Here is a 16,561-nt window from a genome sequence, read left to right on the forward strand (position 1 = left end):
GGAAGCGCTTTCACCGCCAGGCAGGTGGGTCGCATCCCTTCCTCGTGGAGAACACTGAGAACACTGAGAACACTCACCTGTTCAGGCTCGACCGCCATTCCTCACCACCCATTTCGTGCGAAACCGGACGAGGGAACTCTACCGATCAGGTCCGACGAAAACGGCCCGTGCAAGGTGTGGCGGCCGCGGATCCGCCCATTGTGTGACGACGCGTCCTGCTTCGGGCTGTGTCGACCGGTGCCGCGACGAAAAGCGTGTCGCGGCACCCGACGCGCCTCCGGCAGAAAGCTTTCAAGGTGGCCGGCTATGCGTCCTGCTTCAGGCGCTGAGAGATGACCTTCGTGATGCCGTCACCCTGCATGCTCACCCCGTAGAGCGCGTCCGCGATCTCCATCGTAGGCTTCTGGTGGGTGATGATGATCAGCTGCGAGGATTCGCGCAACTGCTCCAGCAGGCCGATCAGCCGGCGCATGTTGGTGTCGTCCAGCGCCGCTTCGACCTCGTCCATCACGTAGAACGGCGAGGGCCGGGCACGGAAGATCGCCACCAGCATGGCGACCGCCACCAACGATTTCTCGCCGCCCGAAAGCAGCGAAAGCCGCTTCACCTTCTTACCCGGCGGCCGCGCCTCGACGTCGACGCCGGTGGCCAGCATGTCACCCGGCTCGGTCAGCACCATCCGGCCCTCACCGCCGGGGAACAGCACCGAGAACACGACCTCGAACTCCCGCGCCACGTCCTGGTAGGCGGAGCTGAAGACCTCGAGGATCTTCTCGTCCACCTCCTTGATGACCTGGAGCAGGTCCTTCCGGGTCGCCTTGAGGTCCTCAAGCTGCGTCGACAGGAACTTGTAACGCTCCTCGAGCGCGGCGAACTCCTCCAGTGCCAGCGGATTCACCTTGCCCAGCAGGGAAAGGTCCTTTTCGGCGCGCTTCGCGCGGCGCTCCTGCGTGCCGCGATCGTAGGGAATGGCAGGTGGCGCGGTCACCGTCTCGCCGCGTTCCCTGGCCTCCTCGTACTCCGCCAGTTCGGCCGGGCTCGGCGGCACCGGAACCTCCGGGCCGTACTCGGCCACGAGCTCGTCGAGCCCGATGCCGAAGTCGTCGGCGATCTTGATCTCCAGCTGCTCCAGGCGCAGCCGCTGCTCGGCCCGCAGCACCTCGTCGCGGTGCACGGCGTCGGTGAGCTTTTCCAGCTCGCCGGTGAGTTCACGGACCCGGCCGCGCACCCGGCCCAGCGCGCTCTCCCGCTCCTGGCGCATGGCCTGGACCTCGTCACGCTCGGCGGCGGCACGCTGCACCGACAGTTCGATGCGGTCCAGCGCGAGCTCACCCGCGTCGACGACCGCGGTCGCGATGGCCGCGCCCTTCGCCCGGGCCAACCGCGCCTGCTCGGCACGCTCCCGGGCCTGCCGCTCGGCATGCGCGGCACGGCGCAGGGACTCGGCTTTGCCCGCGATACTCCGCGCGCGCTCCTCCGAAGTCCGCAGGGCGAGCCGCGCCTCGACCTCCTCCTGCCGGACGACCGCCAGTTCCTCGGCGACCTGGTCGCGTTCCGTGGTGTCGGGGTCCTCGTCGACGGGCTGCTCGGCGACCGCGGCCAGCCGCTCCTCGAGCTCGGCGAGCTTGGTCCACGCCTCTTCGCGACTGGACTCGACCTTTTCGCGCTGCTGCCGCAGGCGGGCGACCTCGGCCTCCGCGGACCGCGCGGCCTGCTGCAGGCGGTTCAGCCGTTCCGACGAACGTGCCTTGCGAACCTTCGCCTCGCCGAGCGCGTCCTTGGCCCGGCCGACCTCTTCACGGCGGGCCTGCTGCTCGGCGCGCGCGCCCTCCAACTCGGCGGTGGTGCGTTCCAGCAAGCGCTCGGCCGCGAGCAACCGGTCCTGCGCCTCGTCGACGGCGGCCTGGATCTCGATCACGCTCTCGCCGCGCGCCGCCGATCCCCCGGCCGCCCAGTACGAACCGAACACGTCGCCATCGGCGGTGACCGCGCTGATCTCGGGATGCACGGCCACCAGCCGCCGCGCGCTCTCCAGAGTGTCCACAATGGCCATGTGGGTCAGCGCGCGCCCGACCGCGGGACGCAGCGCCTCGGGAGCCCTGACGACGTCGGTCGCCCAGCGGGCCCCCTCCGGCAGCGACGGCCGGGACGAGACGTCCACAATGGAATGCGGGACACCCACACCCGAGCCGGAAGGCGGGACACCCACACCCGAACCGGAATACGGGACACCCGTACCCGAGCCAGAAGGCGGGACACCCGTACCCGAGCTGGGTTCCAGCGCGCCGAGCAGGACACCCGCGCGGCCGGAGTCGTTGTCCTTCAAGTATTTCAGCGCGGCTAGGGCGTCTTCCCCGCCCCGTACCGCGACCGCGTTCGCCACGGGTCCGAGCGCCGCGGCGAGCGCGACCTCGTATCCCGGCTCGACGGTGAGCAGCGCGGCGACCGAGCCGAGCAGCCCGGGCAGCTGATCGGTCGCGGCCAGCAGGGCACCGGCGCCGTCCTTGCGCCGCAACCCCATCGACAGCGCGTCGACCCGCGCCTTCTCCGACGCGATCTCCCGCTCGGCCGTTCGCTCGGCCTTGACCAGCTCTTCCACCCTGGCCTTGGCCGCGTTGTTGGCCTCGACCGCCAGATCGTGGCGCACCAGCAGCTCGGCGTCGTCGGATTCCTCGACACCGCCCTCGGCCCTGGCCTCTTCCAGCTCCTCGGTGGCCAGTTCGGCGCGAGCCTCGGCCTCGCCGATGCCCGCGGTGAGCCGGTCGATCTCGTCCGAGGTGGCGCCGTTCTTGCTGCGCAGGGCCTCCACCTGACCGGCCAGCTTGGCCAGGCCCTCGCGGCGGTCCGCGATCGCGCGCACGGCGGCCATGTGCGCCCGCTCGGCCGCTTGGACCGCGTACTCCAGTTGCTCACGGCGCTGCACGGTCTGCGACAGCATGGCGCGCGCCTCGGTGACGGCCTCGTCGAGTTCTTCCTCACGCTCGGCGACCTGCTCGGCCTCGGCCAGCAGTTCCTCCGGATCGCGCCCTCCCGTGCCGGTCTCGACCTCGGCGGACAGGTGCCGCTGGCGCTCGACCGCGAGCCGGACCGTGCCGCGCAACCGTTCCGCCAGCGCGGAAAGCTTGTACCAGGTCTCCTGTGCGGCGGTCAGCCGTGGCGCGTCCTCCGCCAGCAGCACCTCCAGCTGGTTCTCCTCCGCGCTGACCACTTCCAGCGCCTGCTCGACCTCGGCCCGGCGCGCGCGGGCGGCGTGCTCGTCGGCCTCCTCCTTGGCGATGGCGGCGCGCTGGGTGACCAGATCGTCGGCGAGCAGGCGGAGCCGGGCGTCGCGCAGCTCGGCTTGCACGGCCTGGGCCTTGCGGGCGATCTCGGCCTGCCTGCCCAGCGGCTTGAGCTGGCGGCGCAGCTCGGCGGTCAGGTCGCCGAGGCGGTCGAGGTTGGCCTGCATCGCGGTGAGCTTGCGCAGCGCCTTTTCCTTGCGCTTGCGGTGCTTGAGCACCCCCGCGGCCTCTTCGATGAACGCGCGGCGATCCTCCGGCTTGGACTCCAGGATCTGGGCCAGCTGGCCCTGGCCGACGATGACGTGCATCTCGCGGCCGATACCGGAGTCGGACAGCAGTTCCTGGATGTCCAGGAGGCGGCAGGAACCGCCGTTGATCTCGTACTCGCTGGCGCCGTCACGGAACATGCGCCGGGTGATGGAGACCTCGGTGTAGTCGATGGGGAGCGCCGCGTCGGAGTTGTCGATGGTCAGCGTCACCTCGGCGCGGCCGAGCGGGGCCCGGCCGGAGGTGCCGGCGAAGATGACGTCCTCCATCTTGCCGCCCCGCAGGTCCTTCGCGCCCTGGGTGCCCATCACCCAGCGCAACGCGTCGAGCACGTTGGACTTGCCGGAGCCGTTCGGGCCGACCACGCAGGTGATGCCCGGCTCGAAACGCAAGGTGGTAGCCGAGGCGAAGGACTTGAAGCCCTTCAGCGTCAAGCTTTTCAGGTGCACGTCGCTTAGGACCCTCCGAAGCGGGACATCGGACACGGGGGCACTGGCCGAACCAGCCGGTCGGCAAAGTCTACCGAGGCACCCTGCGTAACCCCGTCCGGCGCGCCGTGGCGCTATTTCTCGTCGAAGCCCGTGAGGTCGCCGGCAGGCTCGGACCAGTGCTCGACCACATGGTCCACCCATCCGGGCGATGAAGGGGACCGCAACGCCGACAAAAGCTGCTCACAGTGATCTCTCGGGCCCTCGGCGACCACCTCGACCCGGCCGTCACGGAGGTTGGCCGCGCTGCCCACCAGGCCCAGCTCGAGCGCCCGGCTCCGCGTCCACCAGCGGAAACCCACGCCCTGCACGCGGCCGGCGACCCAGGCGGTCAGGCGCACGATGTCGTCTTCGTCTCCCACGGTGTCCATCACGTGCCCATTTTCGCCCATGGCGCCCCACCCAGGGCGACTACGGACAGTTAACGACGGGCGCACTCCCGCTCGCGCTCGGTCACCTCACGGTGCTAATGTTCGCGTCAAATCCTCCGTCCGGGCCATTTCGCCTGGTCAGAGTCCGGGGTTTTTTCCAGCAAGGAGCCAGGCAATGGCCCATCCGGGGTCATCATCTCCTCAGCCGATCGAGGTGGCATCGCCGCCCGAGCCGGCCTCGCGCGCGCGGCGGAGCGCCTACCTCGTCCTCGCCGTCAGCGGGGTGGTGCTCGCCACGGCCTTCGGCGGCATCGCCCAGCTCGCTTCGCGGTCGACGTCGTCCGACGGCGCGGACTCGCACGGCGGCAGCAACAACCCGGGTTCCCAGCAGGTGCTCCCGGGCGGCACCGTGGACGAGCCGGCGTCGGAGACGGTGCCTGCGTCGACGTCCTCGTCGCCGACCGCGCTGGTGAGCGTCGGCACGGACGGCAAGCGGACCGTCACCCTCCTGCCCCCGCCGGGTTCGTCCCAGACCGCGGTCACCCTGCCGCCGGGCAGCCCGATTCCACCGGGCGTCGTCACGACGACCGCGAGCAGGTTCCAGCCACCGCCACCACCACCGACCTCGAAACCGCAGGAGTCGTCGTCGGAACCGCCCACCACGCCCCCCACGTCCGATCCCCCGCCGTCGACCACGACCAGCAGCAGCGCATCGAGCGCGGGCGCCTGAGGGATCAGAGTTCGAACCGGTAGCCCATGCCGGGTTCGGTGAGCAGGTGACGGGGCCGGGAGGGCTCGCGTTCCAGTTTCCGGCGCAGCTGGGCCAGGTAGACGCGCAGGTAGTGGGACTCGTTCTCGTACGCCGGGCCCCACACCTCGCGCAGCAACTGCTTTTGGGAAACCAGCCGTCCGCGGTTGCGCACCAGGAGTTCGAGCACGCCCCACTCGGTCTTGGTCAGGTGCACCTCGCCGCCGTCGCGCCGGACCTTCCTGGCCGCCAGGTCGATGGTCACGTCCCCGGTCTCCACCACCGCCTCCGCATCGTCCGAAGTGGACACCGAGGAACGGCGGACGGCGGCGCGCAGGCGGGCCAGCAGCTCGTCCATGCCGAACGGCTTGGTCACGTAGTCGTCGGCGCCCGCGTCCAGCGCCTGGACCTTGTCCGGCGAATCGCTGCGCGCCGAGAGCACGATGATCGGCACCGTGGTCCACCCGCGCAGGCCCGCGATCACCTCGCTGCCGTCCATGTCCGGCAGCCCCAGGTCCAGCACCACGACATCCGGTCTGGCCTCCGCGGCGGCGCGCAGCGCGGCCGTCCCGTCGTGCGCGGTGATCACGGTGTACCCGCGGGCCGACAGGTTGATCCGCAGCGCACGCACGATCTGCGGCTCGTCGTCCACCACCAGGACTCTGCCGCTCATAGCACCTCCTGCAGTGGCACCACCTGAGGCGCCTGGTACGTGTGCAACGAGATGACCACGGTCAGCCCACCGCCCGGGGTGTCCTCGGCCCGGATCGTGCCGCCCATGGCCTCGGTGAAGCCCTTCGCCACGGAAAGCCCGAGGCCGATGCCCGGCGTCGTGTCCCGGTCCCCCAGCCGTTGGAACGGAGCGAAAGCCGACTCCGCCGCGCCTTTCTTCAGCCCGCGTCCGTGATCGACGACCCGGAGCTCGACGTATTCGGCATAGCTGCTGCCCCGGACCGAAACCGGCCCGGGCCCCGTGCCGTGCCGCAGCGCGTTGTCGACCACGTTGGCCACCACCCGCTCCAGCAGCCCGGGATCGGCGAGCACCGCGGGCAGCCGCTCGTCCACATCCACCACCACCGGCGCCGAACCGTCCACATGGGACAGGGCGTGCGCGACGACCTCGTCGTAGCCGACCGGCCGCAGCTGCGGCCGGACCGCTCCGGTGGCCAGCCGGGAGGAGTCGAGCAGGTTGTCCACCAGCCCGGCCAGGCGGTCGGTCGATTCCTCCGCCGTGGCAAGGAGTTCCTCGGTGTCCTCCGGGGAGAGGTCGATGTCGCGCGCCCGCAGGCTGCCGATCGCCGCCTTGATCGAGGTCAGCGGCGTGCGCAGGTCGTGACCCAGCGCCGACAGCAGGGCGGTGCGCAGTTCGGTCGCCTCCGCCTTGCGCTCGGCCCGTGCCGTCGCGGCCGCCATCCGCTGCTGCCGCAACGCGAGCAGCGCCTGCCCCGCCGCCGCCTCGAGCACGCGCCGGTCGGCCGCCGGCAGCGCCCGGCCGCGCAGGGTCAGGTGCACGTCGGCGGTGACGGGGATGTCGGCGTCGGCCTCGTCCGGTTCCTTGCACGGGTTGCCGCCGACCTGCTCGACGCATTGCCACCGGCCTTCCTGCCTTTCCAGCAGTGCCACCGAATCCAGTCCGAAGTTCTCCCGCACCTTCTCCAGCAACCGGTTCAGCGGCGCGGCGTGCGTGAGCACCGTGCGGGCGTAGGACGCCAGCAGGGAGGCCTCCGTTCGTGCCTGAGCGGCCTGCACCGCGCGTTGAGCCGCGGCGTCCACGACGAGCGCGACGAGCACCGCCACGATCACCATCGCGATCAGCGTGACGACGTTGCGGGGCGAATGCACCACCAGGCTGTAGTACGGCTCGGTGAAGAAGAAGTTGAGCAGCCCGGCCGACAGCACGGAGGCCAGCAGGGCCGGCCCCAGCCCGCCGACCAGCGCCACGATCACCGTCGCGAGGAAGTAGCTGACCACGTCGGTGGAAAAGTCGAGATGGCGGCGGAGCAGCACCCCGGCGATCGTGGCCAGCGCGGGGGCGGCGAACGCCAGCACCCAGCCCACGGTCAGCCGGGACGGCTTCAGCGGGCTGCGCCGGTCCAGCCAGGTCCTCAGGCGGCCACCGGCCTCGGCGTGCGTGACCATGTGCACGTCGATCGGGCCGGACAACTGCACGACCGCCGCCCCGATCCCCTCGTCGAACAGCCGGGCCACGCGGGAGCGCCGGGAAGTGCCCAGCACCAGTTGCGTGGCGTTGACGCCGCTCGCGAAGTCGAGCAACGCGGTCGGCACGTCGTCGCCCACCACGGTGTGGAAGGTGGCGCCCAGATCCTCGGCCAGCTTGCGGTATTTCCCCATCTCGGCGGGCCCGAGACCGGCCAGCCCGTCGCCGCGGAGCACGTGCAGCACCAGCAGATCCGCCCCGGCCCGTGCCGCGATCCGGCTGGCGCGGCGGATGATCGTCTCGCTTTCCGGTCCGCCGGTGACCGCCACGACCACCCGTTCGCGGGCCTCCCAGGTGTCGGTGATCCGCTGCTCCGCCCGGTACCGCTGCAAGGCCACGTCGACCTGGTCGGCGACCCACAACAGGGCCAGTTCCCGCAGCGCGGTCAGGTTGCCGGGCCGGAAGTAGTTGCCGAGCGCGGCGTCGATCCGTTCGGCCGGGTAGACGTTGCCGTGCGCGAGCCGCCGCCGCAACGCCTCCGGGGTGATGTCGACCAGTTCGACCTGCTCGGCGCGGCGCACCACCTCGTCCGGCACGGTCTCCTGCTGGGGGACGCCGGTGATCTTCTCGACCACGTCGTTGAGGCTCTGCAGGTGCTGGATGTTCACCGTGGACACCACGTCGATCCCGGCTTCGAGCAGTTCCAGGATGTCCTGCCAGCGTTTCCCGTTGCGGGAACCGGGGATGTTGGTGTGCGCGAGTTCGTCGACGAGGACCACTTCGGGCTTGCGCGCGAGCACCGCGTCGACGTCCAGTTCGGTGAACTCCCGGTCCCGGTAGGTGCCGCGGCGGCGCGGCACCGCCTCCAGGCCCTCCAGCAGGTCCGCCGTCTTCTTCCGGCCGTGGGTCTCGACCAGCCCGACGACGAGGTCGGTGCCGCGTTCCACCCGCCTGCGCGCCTCCCCCAGCATCGCGAAGGTCTTGCCCACACCGGGGGCCGCGCCGAGGTAGATGCGAAGCTCTCCTCGCCGCCGCCTGCCGGTGTGCCGCTGCCCGTCCACGGGTTCAGTGTGCTCCCGCCGCCCGAACCGCGAGATTCAGCGTCAGCACGTTCACCCCGGGAAGGCCGATCCCGTAGCCGGTGGTGTTCTCGGCCACGAGCTGACGCACCTTGCCCTCGGACAGTCCGGTGTTCCGCGCCACGCGGGCCACCTGGAGATCGGCGTAGGCGACGCTGATGTCCGGGTCGACGCCGGAGGCCGAGGCGGTCACCGCGTCGGCTGGCACCTCCGCCGGCGAAACCCCTTCACGCTCCGCGATCGCGTTCTTGCGCTGCTGGATCGCCGCGACCAGGTCGTCGTTGAACGCGCCCTTGTTCGAGCCGCCGGAGATGGCCGGGTTGCCCTGACCCAGCGGGTCCGAAGCGGTCGCCGACGGCCGGGTGTGGAAGTACGGGTCGTGCGCCGGGTCCGGTGCGACCGGGTCGATCCCGATCAACGACGACCCCACCGCCTGCCCGTTCACCGAGACGACCGAGCCCTCCGCGTGCGCCTCCAGGCCCGGAACTCGGGCCACCAGCCCTACGCCGAGCGGGTAGAGCACCCCCAGCAGCACCGTGAACACCAGCAGCACGCGCAGGCCCGCCAAGCTCTGTTTGACCACGAAACTCACCCGATTCCCGGAATGAACCGAACGACGAGATCGACCAGCCAGATCCCGGCGAACGGCGTGATGATCCCGCCGACGCCGTAGACCAGCAGGTTCCGCCGCAGCAGGGACGACGCGCTGGACGGCTTGTACCGGACCCCGCGCAGCGCCAGCGGGATCAGCGCGACGATGATCAGCGCGTTGAACACCACCGCGGACAGGATCGCCGACCGCGGTGTGGCCAGGTGCAGGATGTTCAGCCCGGCCAGCTGCGGATAGATGGCGACGAACATGGCCGGCAGGATGGCGAAGTACTTCGCGAGGTCGTTGGCGATGCTGAACGTGGTCAGCGCGCCGCGGGTGATCAGCAACTGCTTGCCGATCTCCACGATCTCGATCAGCTTCGTCGGGTCGGAGTCCAGGTCCACCATGTTCCCGGCCTCCTTGGCCGCCATGGTGCCGGTGTTCATCGCCACCCCGACGTCGGAGGCCGCCAGCGCGGGCGCGTCGTTGGTGCCGTCCCCGGTCATCGCGACCAGCCGCCCGCCCTCCTGTTCCTGGTGGATCAGGGCCATCTTGTCCTCGGGCTTGGCCTCGGCGAGGTAGTCGTCGACTCCGGCGTCCTCGGCGATCGCCCTGGCGGTCAACGGGTTGTCCCCGGTGATCATCACCGTCCTGATGCCCATCGCCCGCAGCTCCATGAAACGCTGCCGCATGCCCGGTTTCACCACGTCGGACAGCCGGATCACACCGCGCACGAACGCGGTCCCATCGGTCAGTTCGGCAACCACCAACGGGGTGCCACCCTGCTGGCCGACCTCGTCGACCACCCGGCCGGTCTCGGCCGGGAACTCCCCGCCGCGTTCGGTGACCCAATCGCGCACGGCGCTCGCCGCTCCCTTACGGACCTGACGGCCGTCGAGGTCGATACCGGACATCCTGGTCTGTGCGGTGAACGGCACGAACTCGCCGCTCTCCGCCGCCGCCCCCGCTTCGGGCGCCAGGCCATGCTCCCGCTCGGTGAGTTCGACAATGCTGCGCCCTTCCGGCGTGCCGTCGGCCAGGCTCGACAGCCGGGCCGAGGCGGCAAGCTCGTCCACTGTGGACTCGCCGAGGGGGATCAGCTCGGTCGCCTTCCGGTTGCCGAAGGTGATGGTGCCGGTCTTGTCCAGCAGCAGGGTGGACACGTCGCCGGCGGCCTCGACCGCGCGCCCGGAGGTGGCGAGCACGTTGCGCTGCACCAACCGGTCCATACCCGCGATGCCGATCGCCGACAGCAGCGCGCCGATGGTCGTCGGGATCAGGCACACCAGCAACGCGGTCAGCACGATCACCGACTGCCGGCTGCCCGAGTAGGCCGCCATCGGCTGTAGCGCCACCACCGCGAGCAGGAAGATGATCGTCAGCGTGGACAGCAGGATGGTGAGCGCGATCTCGTTCGGCGTCTTCTGCCGGGAGGCACCCTCCACCAGCGCAATCATCCGGTCCACAAAGGTCTCACCCGGCCTGGTGGTGATCTTCACCAGGATCCGGTCCGACAGCACGGTGGTGCCACCGGTGACCGCGGAGCGGTCCCCACCGGACTCCCGGATGACGGGCGCGGACTCGCCGGTGATCGCCGACTCGTCCACCGTGGCGATGCCCTCGACGACGTCGCCGTCACCGGGAATCACCTGACCGGCCTCGACCACCACCAGGTCGCCGACCCGCAAATCGACGCCCGGCACCTCCTCTTCCTCACCGGTGGGCGTGAGCCGCCGCGCGACGGTCTCCTTCTTCGTGCGGCGCAAGGACTCCGCCTGTGCCTTGCCCCGGCCCTCGGCGACCGCCTCGGCCAGGTTGGCGAACAGGACCGTGAACCACAGCCAGACCGCGATGAGGACGGAGAACACGGTCGGGTCCGTGATGGCGAAGACCGTGACCAGGACCGAGCCGATCCACACCACGAACATCACGGGATTACGGAGCTGGTGCCCGGGGTTCAGCTTACGCAGCGCCTCGGGCAGCGAGGACCACAACTGCCTGGCGTTGAACACGCCCGCCCCGACCCGCCCCGCCTGCTCGACCGGTTGCCGGGTAACGGGTTTCTCTTCCGTCACAGTCATGCCAGAGCCTCCGCGATCGGGCCGAGAGCCAGCGCCGGGATGAACGTCAGGGCCGCGACCAGAACCACGGTGCCGCCGAGCATCGAAGCGAACAGCGGCCCGGTGGTGGGAAGCGTGCCGGCGGTTTCGGGCACCTTCTTCTGCCCGGCCAGCGATCCGGCGAGGCACAGCGTCGCGAGGATCGGGACGAACCGGCCGATCGCCATGGCCACCGCCAGGCTGGACTGGAACCACGGGCTCGTGGCAGTGATGCCGGCGAACGCGCTGCCATTGTTGTTGCCCGCCGAGGCGTAGGCGTAGAGGACTTCCGACAGGCCGTGCCCACCATTGTTGCCCAGATATCCGGGCGTGCTCTTGAAAGTCAGCGCGAGCCCCGCACCCAGCAGCACCACGGTCGGCATCGCGAGCATCGAGACCGCGGCTGCGGTGACTTCGCGCCTGCCGAGTTTCTTGCCCAGGTACTCGGGTGTGCGGCCGACCATCAGCCCGGCCAGGAACATGGCGATCACCGCCAGCACCAGAATCCCGTAGAGGCCGGTGCCGACACCGCCCGGCGAAACCTCGCCCAGCAGGATGTTCAGCAGCGGCCCGCCGCCGCCGAGCCCGCTGAAGCTGTCGTGCATCGAGTTCACGGCGCCCGTCGAGGTGCCCGTGGTGCTCGTGGCGAACAGCGACGAGGCGCTGATGCCGAACCGCTGTTCCTTACCCTCCATGCCGGCGCCCGCCAGCAACGCGGCCGGGCCGTTCGGGTGCGCCTCGGCCCACCAGGTCACCGCCAGGACGCCGGCCCACAGCACGCCCATCACCGACAGCAGCACATAGCCCTGCCGCCGGTTGCCGACCATCTTCCCGAAGGTCCGGGTCAGCGAGACCGGGATACACAGCAGCAGAAAGATCTCGAGAAGATCGCTCCACGAGTTCGGGTTCTCGAACGGGTGTGCGGAGTTGGCGTTGTAGATCCCGCCACCGTTGGTGCCGAGTTCCTTGATCGCCTCCTGGCTCGCGGTCGGCGCGAGCGCGATCGTGCTCCGGGAACCGCCCGGGTTGGTCACGGCGACACCCTGGTGCAGGCTCTGTGTCACCCCGAGCGCGATCAGCACGATCGCGAACACGAACGACATCGGGAGCAGCACCCGGATCGTGCCGCGGGTCAGGTCGACCCAGAAGTTGCCGAGCCGGTCGGTCCTCGACCGCACGAACCCCCGCACCAGCGCCATCGCCACCGCGAGACCGACCCCGGCGGACAGGAAGTTCTGCACGGTCAGCCCGGCCATCTGCACGACGTGGCCCATGGTGGTTTCCGGGACATACGACTGCCAGTTCGTGTTGGTCACGAAACTGACCGCGGTGTTGAAGGCGACGCCGGGATCCACCGCGCCCCGGCCGAAGTTCAGCGGCAGAAAGGGCTGCAGTCGCTGCAGGAGGTACAGCACGACGATCGAGACGAGCGAGAACCCGAGCACGCCCTGGGCGTAGGTGACCCAGCGCTGCCCGGATTTCGGATCCACCCGGAACAGCCGGTAGAGACCGCGCTCGACCTTCAGATCCTTCTCACTGGTGAACACGTGCGCCAGATAGTCGCCGAGCGGCCTGTAGACCAGCGCGAGGGTAACCAGCAGGATGCCGACCTGCGCCAGGCCAGCCTCGAAGTCGGTCATTTCAGAACTTTTCCGGCTTGATCAGGGCGATGAACAAATAGCCGAGCAGTCCCAGCGCCAGCACGCCCGCCACGATGTTGGCCACCGGATCGGTGCCGCTCAAAGCTTTTCCAGCCCGCGCAGGATGAGCGCCAGGACCGCGAACACCGCGATCAGCAGGACGCCGTACAGCAGATCAGTCACACCGACAGCGTGCGTGCGCCGGGCGGTCCGCTTAAGTCCTCCTGACGGCCTCTTGACGTGCCACCGGCTCCCGTTAACGCGTTCTTGACGAACGGTGACCTCTGCCACACGTCTGGTAACGATGGTCGTGAACCGCCCAATTCGGGCAGACACTCACCGCAGTCATGTGTTACCACGGTGTTACTCACACTTGCAGTAGCTAAGCACTTGGGAGGTTCGTGCGCATGTGCGGTATCACCGGCTGGGTTTCCTTCGATTCCGACCTCACCCGCGAGCGCGAGACCGTCGACGCGATGACGGCGACCATGGCCTGCCGCGGCCCCGACGACTCCGGCACCTGGGTAAACCGGCACGTCGCGCTCGGGCACCGGCGGCTCGCGATCATCGACCTGCCCGGTGGGCGGCAACCGATGTCGGTACCCACGCCGGGCGGCGAGGTCGTCATGGTCTACAGCGGCGAGACCTACAACTTCAGCGAGCTGCGGGCCGAGCTGACCGGCCTCGGCCACCGCTTCCGGACCGGCAGCGACACCGAGGTGGTGCTGCACGGATACCTGGAATGGGGCGAAGCGGTCGCCGACCATCTCAACGGCATGTACGCCTTCGCGATCTGGGACGCGCGCGAGGCCAAGCTGGTCATGATCCGCGACCGCATGGGCATCAAGCCGTTCTACTACTACCCGACCGCCGACGGCGTGCTCTTCGGTTCGGAGCCCAAGGCGATCCTGGCCAACCCCAGGGTCCGCAAGGTCGTCGACCTCGACGGGCTGCGTGAGCTGATCGCCTTCACGAAGGCGCCGGGCTGGTCGCTGTGGCACGGCATGTCGGAGGTCGAGCCGGGCACCATCGTCCGGGTCGACGCCGAGGGCGTGCACACCCGTACCTACTGGAAACTGCCGGCCCGGCAGCACACCGACGACCAGGAGACAACGGTCGGCCGCGTGCGCGAACTGCTCACCGACATCGTCGAGCGGCAACTCGTCGCCGACGTGCCCCGGTGCGTGCTGCTGTCCGGCGGGCTCGACTCCAGCGCCGTCACCGGCCTTGCCGCGGCGAGCCTCGACGAGCAGCTGCGCACCTTCTCCGTCGACTTCCTCGGGCAGGAGGAGAACTTCCAGCCTGACGAAATGCGGGGCACGCCGGACTCGCCGTTCGTGCGGGACGTGGCACGGCTGGTCGGCTCGGCCCATCAGGACGTGATGCTCGACCCGGGCGCGCTCACCGACCCCGCCGCCCGCCGCGCCGTCATCACCGCGCGGGACATCCCGGCCGGGCTCGGGGATCTGGATATCTCGCTGTATCTGCTGTTCAAGGCGATCCGGGCGGAGTCGACGGTCGCGCTGTCCGGGGAGTCCGCGGACGAGGTGTTCGGCGGCTACCGGTGGTTCCACGACGGGCGCGCACGTGACGCGGACACCTTCCCGTGGCTGGCCTTCCAGAGCGGCTTCTTCGACCGCCTTTCCCCGCTGCGGCGGGATGTCGTCGAGAAGATGGACATGGAGTCCTACGTGGCCGACCAGTACGCCGCGGCGGTCGCGTCCGTCGAGCACGTGGACGGTGAAAGCGAACTCGAAGGCCGGATGCGCACGGTCTGTCACCTGCACCTGACCCGTTTCGTGCGGATGCTGCTCGACCGCAAGGACCGGGCGTCGATGGCGGTCGGGCTGGAGGTGCGGGTGCCCTTCTGCGACCACCGGCTGGTCGAGTACGTCTACAACACACCGTGGTCGCTGAAGACCTTCGACGGCCGGGAAAAGAGCCTCCTGCGGCACGCGGCGAAACACGTTTTGCCACAGTCCGTTGTGGACCGGGTTAAGAGCCCCTATCCGTCCACTCAGGACCCCGGCTACGCGGCGGCCCTGCAGCAGCAGGCGAAGGAGGTGCTCGCCGAGCACGACAGCCCGGTGTTCGGGGTCATGGAGCGGTCCTGGCTCACCGAGGCCGTCGAGCGCGACCCGGCGAAGATCACGATGCAGGAACGCGCCGGACTGGACCGTGCTCTGGACCTTTACCACTGGTTCGACCTCTACCGCCCTGAGCTGCGGCTCACATCCTGAAATTTCTCTGTGAAAGATCGGGCATAGGGCACAAGTGGGTACCCATCGGCGTTGGACGAGGTAGAGAGGTGAGACAAGATGACCACAGCCTTCACGCAGACCGCCTTCACCAACGCCCGAGCCAACCCGAGCCTGCCCACCATGCCGACCGGCTGGCCGATCGGCTCCTACTCCTCCTACGAGGAAGCGCAGCGGGCCGTCGACCACCTCGCGGACAACGACTTCCCGGTCGCCGACGTCACCATCGTCGGCGTGGGGCCGATGCTCGTCGAGCGGGTCGCGGGCAAGCTGAGCTGGGGGCGGGTGCTGGGCAACGCGGCGCTCTCGGGCGCCTGGTTCGGTCTGTTCGTGGGTCTGCTGCTGAGCATGTTCACCGCCGGGTCCGGCCTGCTGCCGATCGTGATCGGGCTGGTCGCGGGTGTCGGGTTCAACGTGGTGTTCGCGGCCATCGGCTACGGCGCCACCCGGGGCCGCCGTGACTTCGTCTCCACCAGCCAGCTGGTCGCCCAGCGCTACGACGTGCTCAGTCAGCCGCGCAACGCCGAGCAGGGTCGTGATCTGCTGGCCAAGCTCGCCGCGAAGACCGCTTAGGAGCCGCTGGAGATTCCGGAATCGATGGCCTCGCGCGCACGCTCGGCGCGGGGCCCTCGGCCTGTCCGCAGCAGCCGGCGCCAGCGCTGGACGTCGTGCTCGGCAGGCCGGGTCTGGGTGATGAACTCCCGCAGGATCGCCAGGAACCGCTGTGGCGAGGTGTGGTGCGGGAAGTGACCGGCGCCTTCGAAGATCTCCAGCCGGCTGCCCGGCATCGTCTCGTGCGCCAGCGCCGCATGCTCGGTCGGCACGACATGGTCCTCCGTACCCCACACGAGCATCGTCGGGACGCCCTCGGTCAGGTACGCCCGGTCGAGCATGTTGACCACCTGCCCCCGCCAGTCCACCACCGCGCGCAGGGTCCGCAGGAACGCCTGCCGGCTCGGGGACTCGGCGAGCCGGACGTACTTGGAGAACACGTAGTCCAGATCCTCGCCCAGGCCGAGCCCGCCGGTCGCGATCAGCAGACCGTGGAACCACTTCATGGCCTCCCGCACCGGTGGCGTGCCGATCAGCGGCAGCAGCAGGGCGGTGCCCGGCGCGGCGGCCAGCCGCAGCATCGGGTGCACGGCCGGGCCGATCCCGCCCGAGGCGACCAGCACCAGACGTTCGCAGCGGTCCGGGAACTGGTAGGCGAACTGCATCGCCACACCGCCACCCAGGGAATGGCCGACCACGCTCACCCGGTCGATGTCCAGGGTCGCCAGCAGGTCCCGCATCCCGCACGCGTAGGCGGCGACCGAATAGTCGGCACGCGGCTTGTCGGAGCCGCCGTGCCCGAGCAGGTCGGGCGCGATCACGGTGAAGTCACCCGCCAGCGAGGCGAGCGCGTCGAGCCAGGTCGACGAGTCGTCCCCGATGCCGTGGATGAACAGCACGGCGGGACCGCTGCCCGCCATCCGGTAGGCGCGGCGGTAGCCGTGTATCACGCGGTGACGAAGGTCGAACGTGTCCGGCCCGACACTCGTCAGTGCTGCGTCCTGGGAGCGCACTCGCCCAGCCAAACA

13 protein-coding genes are annotated in these 16,561 nt (G+C 69.7%); 2 read left to right on the top strand and 11 right to left on the bottom strand.

Translation table 11 applies throughout. The annotated features are described in order from the left end of the window. Nucleotides 1–304 precede the first annotated feature (304 nt). From VJT49_RS02585 to VJT49_RS02630, 10 genes are all read right to left on the bottom strand, one after another. On the bottom strand, nt 305–3,997 hold the full coding sequence (locus tag VJT49_RS02585; RefSeq protein WP_324162718.1) for a chromosome segregation protein SMC: 3,693 nt from the start codon (nt 3,995–3,997) through the stop codon (nt 305–307). 113 nt (nt 3,998–4,110) lie between these two features. Continuing rightward, nucleotides 4,111–4,407 carry an acylphosphatase gene (locus tag VJT49_RS02590; RefSeq protein WP_324162871.1) on the bottom strand — a complete coding sequence of 99 codons (297 nt, stop codon included), beginning with the start codon at nt 4,405–4,407 and terminating at the stop codon, nt 4,111–4,113. A gap of 258 nt (nt 4,408–4,665) precedes the next feature. Then, nucleotides 4,666–5,079, bottom strand: coding sequence for a hypothetical protein (locus VJT49_RS02595; RefSeq protein WP_324162720.1), 414 nt, complete (start codon nt 5,077–5,079; stop codon nt 4,666–4,668). A gap of 62 nt (nt 5,080–5,141) precedes the next feature. Beyond that, nucleotides 5,142–5,828, bottom strand: a complete 687-nt coding sequence (locus VJT49_RS02600; protein WP_324162722.1) for a response regulator — start codon at nt 5,826–5,828, stop codon at nt 5,142–5,144. Then, complete coding sequence (locus VJT49_RS02605) at nt 5,825–8,374, bottom strand: sensor histidine kinase KdpD (RefSeq protein ID WP_324162725.1); 2,550 nt, start codon at nt 8,372–8,374, stop codon at nt 5,825–5,827. Before VJT49_RS02605 ends, VJT49_RS02600 begins: the two co-directional genes overlap by 4 nt. A 4-nt stretch (nt 8,375–8,378) precedes the next feature. Next, nucleotides 8,379–8,984, bottom strand: a complete 606-nt coding sequence (locus tag VJT49_RS02610) for a potassium-transporting ATPase subunit C (protein WP_324162727.1) — start codon at nt 8,982–8,984, stop codon at nt 8,379–8,381. Next, nucleotides 8,981–11,065, bottom strand: coding sequence for a potassium-transporting ATPase subunit KdpB (gene kdpB, locus VJT49_RS02615; RefSeq protein WP_324162729.1), 2,085 nt, complete (start codon nt 11,063–11,065; stop codon nt 8,981–8,983). The genes VJT49_RS02610 and kdpB overlap by 4 nt, the downstream gene beginning before the upstream one ends. Continuing rightward, nucleotides 11,062–12,723, bottom strand: coding sequence for a potassium-transporting ATPase subunit KdpA (kdpA, locus tag VJT49_RS02620; RefSeq protein WP_324162731.1), 1,662 nt, complete (start codon nt 12,721–12,723; stop codon nt 11,062–11,064). Before kdpA ends, kdpB begins: the two co-directional genes overlap by 4 nt. Before the next feature lies 1 nt (nt 12,724). After that, nucleotides 12,725–12,826: a K(+)-transporting ATPase subunit F gene (kdpF, locus tag VJT49_RS02625; RefSeq protein WP_324162733.1), complete on the bottom strand. Its 102-nt coding sequence runs from the start codon at nt 12,824–12,826 to the stop codon at nt 12,725–12,727. Beyond that, entirely contained in the window at nt 12,823–13,014 is a 192-nt protein-coding gene (locus VJT49_RS02630; protein WP_324162735.1) for a hypothetical protein, read from the bottom strand. Before VJT49_RS02630 ends, kdpF begins: the two co-directional genes overlap by 4 nt. A gap of 116 nt (nt 13,015–13,130) precedes the next feature. Between VJT49_RS02630 and asnB the strand changes: the two genes are divergently transcribed. Beyond that, nucleotides 13,131–14,963, top strand: a complete 1,833-nt coding sequence (gene asnB / locus VJT49_RS02635; RefSeq protein WP_324162737.1) for an asparagine synthase (glutamine-hydrolyzing) — start codon at nt 13,131–13,133, stop codon at nt 14,961–14,963. A 78-nt stretch (nt 14,964–15,041) separates the two neighbouring features. Continuing rightward, the gene (locus VJT49_RS02640) at nt 15,042–15,554 is read left to right on the top strand and encodes a general stress protein (protein WP_324162739.1); all 513 of its coding nucleotides are present in this window, start codon (nt 15,042–15,044) and stop codon (nt 15,552–15,554) included. On the opposite strand, the gene VJT49_RS02645 is transcribed toward VJT49_RS02640, so the two are convergent. Continuing rightward, nucleotides 15,551–16,546 (bottom strand): alpha/beta fold hydrolase, encoded by a 996-nt coding sequence (locus VJT49_RS02645; protein WP_324162741.1) that lies wholly within the window; start codon nt 16,544–16,546, stop codon nt 15,551–15,553. The two genes, VJT49_RS02640 and VJT49_RS02645, sit on opposite strands and share 4 nt — an antisense overlap. Between the last annotated feature and the right edge of the window lie 15 nt (nt 16,547–16,561).

This window comes from Amycolatopsis sp. (assembly GCF_035276945.1).
Taxonomy (GTDB): domain Bacteria; phylum Actinomycetota; class Actinomycetes; order Mycobacteriales; family Pseudonocardiaceae; genus Amycolatopsis_E.